8 protein-coding genes are annotated in these 11,430 nt (G+C 56.6%); 5 read left to right on the top strand and 3 right to left on the bottom strand.

Annotated elements, in window-relative coordinates:
* Positions 1–114: 114 nt before the first annotated feature.
* From AB1S56_RS04000 to AB1S56_RS03985, 4 genes are all read left to right on the top strand, one after another.
* Entirely contained in the window at positions 115–945 is an 831-nt protein-coding gene (locus AB1S56_RS04000) for an AraC family transcriptional regulator (protein ID WP_340870748.1), read from the top strand.
* A gap of 105 nt (positions 946–1,050) precedes the next feature.
* The gene (locus AB1S56_RS03995) at positions 1,051–2,661 is read left to right on the top strand and encodes an ATP-binding protein (protein ID WP_340870749.1); all 1,611 of its coding nucleotides are present in this window, start codon (positions 1,051–1,053) and stop codon (positions 2,659–2,661) included.
* Positions 2,662–2,781: 120 nt separating this feature from the next.
* Positions 2,782–4,473, top strand: coding sequence for a ribonuclease J (locus AB1S56_RS03990; protein WP_340870750.1), 1,692 nt, complete (start codon positions 2,782–2,784; stop codon positions 4,471–4,473).
* Between the two features lie 24 nt (positions 4,474–4,497).
* Positions 4,498–4,776 carry an alpha/beta-type small acid-soluble spore protein gene (locus AB1S56_RS03985; protein WP_340870751.1) on the top strand — a complete coding sequence of 93 codons (279 nt, stop codon included), beginning with the start codon at positions 4,498–4,500 and terminating at the stop codon, positions 4,774–4,776.
* Positions 4,777–4,839: 63 nt separating this feature from the next.
* Here the strand turns inward: AB1S56_RS03985 and AB1S56_RS03980 are convergent, their stop codons facing one another.
* Genes AB1S56_RS03980 through AB1S56_RS03970 form a run of 3 tightly spaced genes read right to left on the bottom strand, consistent with a single transcriptional unit; the run spans position 4,840 to position 9,013 of the window.
* A complete protein-coding gene (locus tag AB1S56_RS03980; RefSeq protein ID WP_340870752.1) occupies positions 4,840–6,210 on the bottom strand; it encodes a GHKL domain-containing protein in 1,371 nt (456 codons plus the stop codon).
* A 35-nt stretch (positions 6,211–6,245) separates the two neighbouring features.
* Positions 6,246–7,145, bottom strand: coding sequence for a hypothetical protein (locus AB1S56_RS03975; protein ID WP_340870753.1), 900 nt, complete (start codon positions 7,143–7,145; stop codon positions 6,246–6,248).
* Positions 7,142–9,013 (bottom strand): beta-ketoacyl-ACP synthase III, encoded by a 1,872-nt coding sequence (locus AB1S56_RS03970; protein ID WP_340870754.1) that lies wholly within the window; start codon positions 9,011–9,013, stop codon positions 7,142–7,144. Before AB1S56_RS03970 ends, AB1S56_RS03975 begins: the two co-directional genes overlap by 4 nt.
* A 272-nt stretch (positions 9,014–9,285) precedes the next feature.
* Here AB1S56_RS03970 and AB1S56_RS03965 point away from each other — a divergent pair, with 272 nt between their 5' ends.
* Positions 9,286–11,397, top strand: coding sequence for a methyl-accepting chemotaxis protein (locus AB1S56_RS03965; RefSeq protein WP_340870755.1), 2,112 nt, complete (start codon positions 9,286–9,288; stop codon positions 11,395–11,397).
* Positions 11,398–11,430: the final 33 nt, after the last annotated feature.

The raw sequence follows: 11,430 nt of genomic DNA, 5'->3' as shown, positions 1-11,430 counted from the left end.
TATAAGTTTAATTCTATTGTATAGATAGGCTTATGGGCTTAAAATATAATCATCCTGATTCCAACTATAAGAATATTGCAATTCATATTCCATATCATTCGAGGTGATATCCACATGTCATCCGTCACCAGAAGGCGGTTCGTGCTGACCCCCGCCTATGAGAATACGCTGCCCCTCTACATCGAGAGCATCGGCGACAATACCCACGAAGCGCTAGTGGACCGACAGGCCGGCTACCCGTTCTTCCACTGGATTCAGACCTTGTCCGGCGAAGGCGCCGTAAGATTCCAGGGCGGAGAGACGAAGCTGCCTGTTCGGCAGGGCATCTTCCTCCATCCCAATGTGCCCCATCACTACGAGCCGCTGACCGAGCGCTGGGAGACGCTCTATATTACATTCGGGGGCACCGCGGCGCAGGCAGTCGTCGCATCCCTTGGTCTTGAATCCGGCGTCTATCATTGGGAGGACGAATCGCCCCTCTCCACTCTGCCAGCGGATATGCTGCGGCGCGTCGAGGACGAGTCGGATATGTTCGGCCTTGGCGGCTCGACAGATGTGTACCGCTTCCTCATTCATCTGCAGAAATATGGCCACACGGAGCCCGACGGCTCCGTTGCCGGCAACGCCCGCAAGCTCCAGCCGCTCATACGCTGGCTGGAGACCAACTATGATGACGCATCCATCGGAATCGAGCGCATGGCGAGCAGGCTCCATGTCTCTATGCGCACGCTGAACTCCTTGTTTCGCGAGACGTTCGGGCTGACGCCTTACGCTTATTTGCTGCATATCCGAATCAGGCAGGCCAAGACTATGCTGCTAAATGATCCCCGCCTGACCGTCAAAGCGGTAGCCGCCGCCACGGGCTTTCGGGATGTCAGCCACTTCACCGCGACGTTCCGCCGGGCGGTCGGCATGCCGCCGGATCGGTTCCGCAAGCTGCACTAAATCCGCAAAAAATAGATAGACCAGCGTCTATCAGGCTTGATATACTTTACTGAAAGAAATGTGACGGCACCCATAGTCGATGGAGGACCACGGGAGGGAAGTAAAGTGGATAACGACGATCAATTGCCTATAGACAAGAACAGCAATGCCCATCTGAGCCAGCTTGCATCCGTCGGACAGATTGCAGCAGGAATTGCGCATGAAGTTAAGAATCCGCTTACAGCAGTCAAAGGTTTCTTGCAGCTGCTGAAGGAGAAGAACGAGCATCGCTACATCGATATCGCGGAGAACGAGCTGAACAACGCGCTAGACGTTCTGCAAAACCTGCTTCAGGTGTCGAAGCCCGATCTGGACGAGCCGTTCGAGCCCATCGACCTGACTGTCGAGCTGGAATCCATCGTACAGCTATTCCAGGACCAGTTCTACCGAGTGGCGGTCACGACGATTCTGGATCATTCGGGCACCTTCATTTATGGCAAAAGAAATCAATTGAAGCGAGCTTTTTTTAACCTGCTCAAAAACGCTTTTGAAGCCATCCCGGGCAAGGGCTCCATCGTCATTAGCCATGCCTTGCAGGAGGATACCATTGTCATCAAGGTGTCCGACACCGGCTCCGGCATTCCAGCCGACAAGCTGAAGCTGCTGGGCACTCCCTTCTATACAACCAAGGAGCATGGGACAGGCATGGGGCTCGCCTTCGTCTATTCCGTCATCTATCAGAATAACGGCTCCATTGAGGTAGCCAGCGAGCAAGGCGTGGGCACAACGTTCACGCTGACCTTCGCAAGGGATCGACGCAGAAGCGTTCGAGAGTCGGAGCAGCCGCTGACCGCCGAGCTGCAGGAGCAGCCCGAGCTTCTTGAGGCCAAGGAGCTGGCGACGCTCCGCGAATGGTTCCTCCAGCATCGTGATACATTCCAAGAGCTGCTGCTTGCGGAGGCGGCGGCCATACGGGGCAGCCTCGCGGATCAGCTGAGAAGCGACAGTCGGCTGATTGAGGATGCTTACCAGCTTGCGCTGCACGTTGTGGACGGCAGAGAGCAGGAGCTGCTCCAGCTCGCGGGACAAGCAGGCGTCACGTGGTCTCCAGAGTCACTGACGCTGGCATCCAAGCTGAACTGGACGCAAGCGGTGAGACGTGCGTTATGGACCAGCTTGAACCAATTCGCCAAGGGCAAGTCGGCATTCCATGGGAAGGCGTTTTTTTTCGCGCTGGAGAAACGGGTTAACGGTCTCTTAGATCAATTCCTGTCCCAGCTCGCTATGAGCTTCGGGCAGAATCATAACGAGCCCCTTCACGCCCACCACAGTCTGGTCGAGGAGCTGTCTATGCCCATCATCCCGCTCAACCCAACAACGTTAATGGCAGCGGTGGTGGGACCTATTGATTCGTCGCGCTCTTCCGCTATTGAAGACAGAGTGCTTGCCGCAGTCGGCAGAAGCGGAGCCGCTACGCTGATTATTGATTTGTCAGGCGTTACTGGTCTGGAGGCGGCAGCGATCCGTCGGTTCAACGACATTATCGACGGCACGAAGCGAATGGGCTGCGAGACCATATTCACCGGCATTGGTCCCGAAATCGTCAAGCTCTTCATCAGCGAGGGCATCCCGTTCGAGAATAAGGCCCTCATCAAACGTACGGTATTGCAGGCGCTTGATCAACATCCAGCGCATGCCAGCAGCAGCGACCCCGGCCGTCAGAGCCAAGAGGAATAACCGCGCATAAATTGGGAGCTTTCGCACAACCTAACTCCATCTACCCTATGATACGGAAACCTGCCTAAAACGCAGGTTTTTGTCATTCACTCACATGCCGCTATACGGAGGAAAGCTTCCATGAATCCCAATAACTCATCACAAGCCAAACAACCGACGTTATCCGTCTTCGCGCTGGGCGGCGTCTTCGAAATCGGCAAAAACATGTATGTCGTGCAGTATGGCGACGATATTCTTATGATCGACTGCGGCTCCAAATTTCCTGACGAAACCATGCTTGGCATTGACCTGATCATACCGGATATCAGCTACCTGAAGGAGCGAGCCCATCAGCTTCGCGCGCTGATCATCACGCATGGCCATGAGGATCATATTGGCGCGATCCCATATGTGCTGAGGCAGCTGGATGTGCCCGTATACGGCACCCCGCTGACGCTCGGCCTTATTCGCGGCAAGCTGAAGGAGCATGGCTTAAGCGACAGCGGGCTGCATACCATTCAGCCCGACTCCGAGATGAAGCTGGGACAGCTTCCCGTCACCTTCTTCCGTACCAATCACAGCATTCCGGATTGTGTCGGCATCGCGATCCATACGCCAGAGGGAACCGTCGTTCATACCGGGGATTTCAAGTTCGATCTGTCGCCCGTCAACCGTCAATTCCCTGATCTGCACAAAATGGCCCGTATCGGCGAGCAGGGCGTGCTCCTGCTGCTCTCCGAGAGCACGAATGCGGAGCGGCCGGGCTTTACGCCCTCCGAGCACATGGTCGGCGAGAAAATTCAGGAAGCGTTCCAGAAGGCTCGCAACACAATCTTCCTGACCACCTTCGCCTCTAACGTGAACAGGCTGCAGCAGGTCGCCGACGCCGCGCTGCTGACGAACCGACGACTTCTGCTGCTTGGCCGCAGCATGGTGAACGTTGTGAAGGTCGCAACGGAGCTGGGCTATCTCAGCATACCGGAGGGGACGATCGTGGAGCCGAAGGAAGCCGCCAATCTGCCGCGGGAGCGCCTGGCCGTCTTATGCACCGGCAGCCAGGGCGAGCCGCTTGCGGCCTTGTCGCGGCTTGCGACGTCTACGCACCCGCTAATCGCGATCCAGCCTGGCGATACCGTCATTTTTGCATCCTCCCCCATCCCTGGCAATGAAAAAAATGTGTCCGCCACGCTTGACCACCTATACCTGCTGGGAGCGAATGTCATCCATGGCGGCAGCTCTGCTACAGGGATGCATGTGTCGGGCCACGGCAGCCAGGAGGAGCTGAAGCTGATGCTGGCTCTGATGAAGCCGACTTATTTCGTCCCTATTCACGGGGAATACCGGATGCTCCACCATCACCGCCAGCTTGCGGAATCGGTGGGCGTCGAGCCCGAGAACATCTTCATCCTGCGGATCGGAGAGCTCCTGGATATTCAGAGCGGACAAGCGTCCCGCACTCGACAGGTTGCGGCTGGCAATATGCTCGTTGACGGCTTCGGCATCGGCGATGTCGGCAATATCGTGCTGAGAGATCGCAAGCATCTATCGGAGGACGGCATTCTGATCGTCGTCATTACGCTCAGCAGCCAGGACGGCGAGCTGCTGTCCGATCCCGATGTCATCACGCGCGGCTTCGTCTATGTAAGGGAATCCGAGGGGCTCCTGAGCGAGGTCAGCCGCCTCGTCGTGTTCGCGGTGGAGGAGCTGCAGCGGGCGGATCATGACTGGAACTGGTCTATGCTGAAGTCGAAGGTGAAGGATTCCATCGGCGGGTTCCTCTATGCCAAAACCAAACGCAGACCGATGATTCTGCCCATCATTATTGAGGTGTAACATCTAAGAAGGGAGCTGAGGGATATGGCTAGAAGACGTAGAAGAAGCTATGCGGTGCCAGGCGTAGAGCAGGGCATGCGCACATTCAAGGCGGAGGTCATGCGGCGGGAGGGCTATGCGGTGGACCCCAACCGGCCCGATGACGTGAAGTTCGAGGTGGCGAAGGAGCTTGGCGTACCGCTGAAGCAAGGCTTCAACGGTGATCTGACAACAGAAGAGGCCGGACATGTCGGCGGACGGATCGGCGGCTCGATGGTACGCGAGCTGATCCGGCTGGCGCAGGACCGTCTGTCCCGGGATTAGAGCTGTCAAGGTGAAACGGCTGTCGCCGCCCTTGGCGGCGCAGCGCGTTTCATGCCGAGGGTGTTAAATCGTAATGCGAATCAGCACCTTGCCATGCTCGAACTGGAAATGTATATCTCCGTTATACTTCTGGGCGGTTCGCTTAATGATGGTTAGACCGTTGCCTCTATGCTTGCCGAGTGCTGCCTTTGTGGTGTAGCCCTGCTGGAACAAGCACTTCTGATCTCTGGAGCTTAGGCAGGCCGGGTTCTCTACCGCAAATACATAACGGCCCTTCCTGGCCTGGCACACCACCCGAATCTCACGGGGCAGATCGCCTTCATAGATTTCCGCCGCTTCTATAGCGTTGTCTAGCAGGTTGGAGAATATTTTGACCAAATCCATACTGTCCACACGATCGAAGGCGTCCGGGTCCGTCTCGTATTCAATCGCGATCCCCTTGGAATTCGCCAGCTCCCACTTGCTCTGGAACAGCACCATGAGCACCGGATTCTGCACGCGCATCGACAGATCCAGGGAACGGGAATCTACGGACATCCGCTTCAAATAGTCCAGGGCGCGATCGTAATATTTCATCTGCAGCAGTCCTCTCAGCACCTGAAGGTGATTGAGCCGATCATGCCTGCTGAGCTTCATGCTTTCAATAATTTTGCCAAGCTCTGCCATATAGACGCTTTCGCTTTCCTTGAGATCCATCCTGAGCTTGTGCCGGTACCACTGGTTCAGAAGGAAGATAGCTGCAAGGAGGAACACCGCGAACAGGATGTCAATGCCGAACACAATGCCGTTGCTCTTGACCACCTGCGAGCCCAAGCGCCCCATATTTTCCGCCGACACATCCATGCCGACGACCCCCAGCATCTCTCCATTCTCGCCAAGCAACGGAACGCCCACGGACAGGTATTCGCCATAATGCTCGTCGTGAATGATGCCGGTATAATAGCTGTCCCCCTGCTTCGCCTGCCTGACCTGCTCTGCCGGCACGGTGCACGGGGCGCCAATGGGCAGACTCGGGATATCTGCCGGAATGGCGTACGCCATCACCTTGGACACATCCGTCTCATCCAGCCAGAGGGTGTAGACAAACAGAGCGTTCGACGGCTCCCGGAACTGCTCCAGATAGTCGTTAATCCGCTCCCAGTCCTCCCCGTACCCCCTGTTCTGCAGAAACCGCGCATACAGCTCCTTGTCCAGGCCGCTCTCCACCTTCTGGGCGATGGAGATATATTGCTGCGCAACGGCGATTTCCGCTGACTGGTTGACAATATGATAGGAGAAGTAGAGCTTGGAGCAAGTCAGCGCAGCCAAAATAACAATGGCCACGACAAAAAAGAATATTTTATTTTTGAGCAGAAGCTGTAATCCTCTCATGCCGATAAGTCCTTCTCTATTCGCGATTAGCCGGATGGTATCGTCGTTGTCCGGTCTGTTCATTATACATCAAAACCGGCGGTTTCGGACAAAGTATCCTAACCCTCGCCACGCTTAAGGTCCGCCTGCTCCTGCTTGTGCTTGAGCTCGATCAGCAGCGCGTGCAGTTGCTCCGTCGCGAGGCCGTGGAGCACGAGGCGGAAGCCGGCGCGAAGCGTGGTGAGCGGCACCATGGGATGCTTGTTGTTGATGAGCGCCAGCCGGTCGTTGCTCCCGATAATCTTCGACGCCAGCAGGCCAACCGTCTCATCGAGCTGCAGCGAGTTGGTGGCGCGCCAGAAGTCGTTGTCGGTCAGGAAGAGCTGGTAGACTGGCGTAAAAATCTCTATCGCCGACGTCAGGTCGAGGAAGTTGGTCCACCTGTTCGGCAAAGGTTCAATCGGGATGCGGGTCGACGTAATGGCGCCGAAGTCCAGCCGCTCCTGCTTCTTCACCTCCAGCCCCTTGTCGCGCAGCTCGCGGTTCAGGTTAATAATGAAGTTATACAGATTCAGGTCGTGAATCAGGAACAAATCGTCCTTCACCGGCTCCAGATTAACAGGCTTCAGCGGGTTCATCGCCACGTCCACGCCCGGCACGTTATCGCGAATGAACTGCAGCACCTCCGAGCCCAGGTAGAAATGCCGCAGAATCATATGGTTCGCGCTGGGACTGACGAACGTCTTCATCCCCCAGTACAGCACGCGATGCAGCGCCTTGGAGGAAGTCAACGCGTTCGGCACAATGCTCTTGTAGATTTGCAGCAGGATAATGGCCAATCTAGCAAGCGGCCGCAGCAGCGGCAGCAGAAATTGACGCGTCTTGCTGGAGCAGTCCCTCAGATACATCGCCTTCGCTTCCTCGTCGAACGGAATGCTCGTGTCCAGGAAGATAGCGAGGAACGGGTTAGGGTCGTTTTTGTCATGGGGCATTTGGTTAAAATAGTCCGCCTGGCTCATACGTGATCCAACTCCTCAAGCTGCAGCAGATACAGCCGCGCCGTTGTCTTGGCCGTCTTCACGATCCGCGACGCGATCTCCTCCGTCAGCATAGGATGCTGAACGGCCCTCTCCAGCCGCTCAAAGTGATTTTCGTCCGACTCGCTGTGATACAGAAGGAAGTTCACCTGCTCGTCGGTCAGGTTCAGCTGCGTCTGAATCATCTCGCCCCAATAACGGGCCATCCGGCAGCCCAGGCCCTCGATAATCCACATCGCGCCAAGCAGGTCGTAAGGCGCCTCGCGGCTCGCCCGCTGGAACAGATAGGCGGACAACGCTTCGCTGCCAATGTTCTTCTCGCCGGACTGGATATCCTGCAGCCTGCCGCCCACCGCCACATAGTTGCGTTCAAGAATTTGAAAATCGCGATGCTCGTCGCGGGCATGCGCGATGAACGCCGATCGCAGCTCGATATGCTCGATTGGGATGTACGAGGCAGCGCGGGCGATCCATTGCGAGCCGTCGATCACCTGCTGGCGGATATTGACCATCAGCCGCTTGTAGTCGTCCATCGTGAAGCGGCCTTCATATAGCTTGCGAATGATTGGCACCCCTGCCAGCCTCTGCTCGAAGTCGATCCACACCTGCACAAGCCGCCGGACGAGCCGCTCCTGCACCAGATTGCCTGCGTCGTATTCGAGCTGCGGCGCCTCCGGCTCCCGTTGCTGTTGCGGAACGGCGGACGAGCTTGCCGACTCCCCTTCGGACCCAACAACGGTCAGCAGCATGTAGGAGGTCTGGAACCGGCCGCTCTCCGGCACCATGCACAGAACCCGCTCCCCTGGCTTCAGCCGTCCCGAATATAGCAGCTCCTCCAGCATGATATAGATGGAAGCCGCTCCCGTATTGCCCTTCTCGTACAGGTTCGTGAACCACTTCTCCTCTGGAATCGTCAAGCCCCCAAGCTGGAGGAGCCGGAAGATCTCCTCGCGGAAGAAGTGAGAGGAATAATGGCACACCATCCAATCGATTCTATGGGGATCGATCCGCCCCTCCTCCACCAGCTCGAAGAAGCGATTCACCCCAACCTTCGGCATCTCGTTCACGAGTCGGATGTCCTGCTTCAAATTCATCGCGCCGTCATCCGCCGCCTCGTGGACAGAGGGGTAGTCCAGCCAGGAGGACAAGCTGCTGGCGCTGCCGTGCGTCTGGCCCGCATACATGCAGACGTCGTAGCGATTCGCATAAGACTGGTTGTCGATCCACTCGACGCGCAGCGACAGCCCGCTTGCCGCCGGCTCCCTCTGCAGCACCGCAGCCCCAGCGCCGTCCGACAGCATAAACCGCAGGAAATCGGTGTCGAACGGCATCGGCGCGTCCCTGTAAGCGGCCTGCTGCTGGAATCGGGTATGCTTGAAAGCTCTGCTCGGGAACTCGCTCGCGCATGCGACAGCCCGTTCATGCTCGCCCGCCTGCACCTGCAGGTAGGCGTTCTTCATGGCCTGCATGCCGCTGCCGCAGACGCCGTGATGTGTCGATATTTCCAGAACGGGCAGCTTCGTCTCGGCATGCACCATACTGGCGAAGCCCGGCACAAGCAGATCCCCCTGCGTCGTGGCCGCCGCCAGGAAGCCGATCTCCTGTTGCCCGCCAGCTTGCCGCTCCAGAGCATCCCGGATGGCGCAGGCCGCCATCTCCGCATTGGAATGACGGCTGTTCTGCTGCTTATCGATAGCGTAATGCCTGAATTGAATCCTATTTTGCTCCAAGATACGTCGTCTCGACTTCGAGCCTTTACCCCCGATTCGCCCTAGGTAATCCTCGATCTCCTCGTTGCCAACGGGCTCTCCCGGCAGGAACTTGCCCATGCTTGTGATATAGACAGCCATATTCCTCCCTCGCCTTCTCTATGTTTCTTCCATTATGGATGAGAAGGTATGACGCGTATAGTACCAATATGGCTTAGTACCGTTGGTGTTGGCTTCGATGAGGGCTTAGGAGCAGACTGAGCCAGCCTCAGCGTCCGCCGCTGCTGGAGACGCTTGGTCTGGCGGAGGTCGAGCATTATTTTATTATTTTCATCTTCACCTCTTCACTTTTTGTCGAATAATGACGAAATAATATCTAACTTCTACATCATTCGACAACAAGGAGTGGCATCATGAACCGTATTTTTCGTAATATGTCTATTTCCGTTAAAGCTACCATTGCACTCATCCTGTCGATCGTGCTTATTCTCGGCGGCAATCTCATCATGAGCCTTAATCAGCTTCATACCTTGAGCATCGACAAAGGCTCACTGGAAGGTCGTACTGCAGGCGTGCAGTATGCGACAAATCTGCAGACAAGAATGTCCCATATACATGGTGTTCTCCAGTCATTCGCCCAGCAGCTGGCCGTTACCCGAGAGGACCAATCTCTGTCGAGGGAGCAAGTCATTGCCATCATGGAGCATAAATTAAACAGGAGCTCCGATCTATTTGGCATCTATACATTATGGGAGCCGAACGCCTTCGACAGCAATGACGAGGCCAATGTGAACAAAGCACAGTATGACGACGCGTCCGGTCGATTCGTCCCGTACTTGTTCCGAAAGGACGGCCAGATCCAAATGGAAGCATCCCTTGATTACGAAGCTTCAGGAGCCGGGGACTATTATTGGCTGCCCAAAGAGAGCAAGAAGGTAACGTACATCGATCCTTATGTCTATGAAGCTGGCGGTGTCAAAACCAACATCATGTCCGTCACTCAGCCTATTCTCAGCCGAGAAGGCGAGTTCCTCGGCATTGTCGGCATCGACTTGACGCTGGAGCAAATGGAACAGGACGCTGCTCAATACAAGCCTATGGGGGGCTACGTGTCTCTCCTCACCGGCAGCGGAACGTATGTCGCCAATCCCAATGATCCGGAATCCATTATGCAGCATTACGGAGACAATCCACAGAAGGAAGAGCTGTGGCAGAAGGTGATTGCCGGGGAGAGCCTGGAGGGCTTTACGCTGAATTCCAAGGGCAACCGGGTGCTGCGCGTATTCGAACCTATCTCCATGCCAGGCAGCGACCAGGTCTGGTACACGCAAGCTTCTATTCCCGAAAGCACGATCATGGGGGACTATTATAAGGCGCGCAGTGCAGCCATTATCACTTCAGTTGTGGGCATTGCCCTTCTCATCGGCATCCTGATGTTTATGATTCAACGGCTGGTCACGAAGCCGCTTCGTGTTCTGTCAGGCAAGCTTCAGCTGATGGCCCAAGGCGATTTGACGCAGCAAATGCTCGTGCGCTCCGGCGACGAGATCGGCGTCATGAGCGGCTACTTCAACGATATGACCGCCAAGCTCCGGGAGATGTTCAAGCTCGTCTCCGATCTATCGATGGCGGTTGGCGCCACGTCGGAGCAGCTAAGCGCAAGCGCCGAGCAGAACAGCAGCGCCGCGCACACGGTCGCCGTGTCGGTTGGCCGGATCGCGGAGGGCGCAATGACCCAGAACGAGCAAGCGTCCGAATCGGCTCGCTCTATGAATGAGATGAAGCTCGGGGCAGGACGAATCGCGGAGTTCTCATCCTCCGTGTCTTCTACGGCAGATGATGTTACGAATCAGACCAAGGCCGGCAGCGAGCGGCTGGAGGCTACGGTGTCGGAGATGGGAGAGGTCGTCCGCTCCGTGGAAGTGACGGAAGACTCTATCAAGCGGCTGGAGGAGCGCTCGGAGCAAATCGTTCGCATGATCGACATGATCTCCAACATCAGCACACAGACGAATCTTCTGGCGCTGAACGCGGCGATCGAGGCATCACGCGTCGGCGAGCATGGACGCGGCTTCGCCGTTGTCGCCGCCGAAATCCGGAAACTGGCGGATCAGACGAAGCAAGCTGCCGAAGAAGTAACCAGCCTCGTCGAGGCTGTGCGCAAGGATACCAGCATCGCTTCCACAACGATGGCCGCCGGAGGCGAAAAGGTGCGAAGCGGCATGCACAGCATACATGAGAGCCAACGGGTGTTCGAGCTCATTTTGTCCGACATGTCTACCGTCAATGTGCAGATTCAGGAGGTATCCGCCTCCGCGCAGCAGATGTCAGCCAGCACGGATCAGGTAACGGATAACGTGTCGCAGCTCGCCGACCTCGCGTCCATGGCTGCAGCCGATTCGCAGAGCGTAGCCGCCGCCTCGGAGGAGCAGCTCGCCTCCATGGAAGAGATCGCCGCATCCTCGGCAGCGCTCAGCAAGATGGTGGAGGAGCTTCTGGAGAAGCTTTCGCAGTTCAAGATCTAATCCCCATACAGCCAGAAGGAGGGACTCGCATGA

Origin of the sequence: Paenibacillus sp. PL2-23, assembly GCF_040834005.1 — a bacterium.
Taxonomy (GTDB): domain Bacteria; phylum Bacillota; class Bacilli; order Paenibacillales; family Paenibacillaceae; genus Pristimantibacillus.
This window is presented reverse-complemented; position numbering and strand designations above follow the sequence as displayed.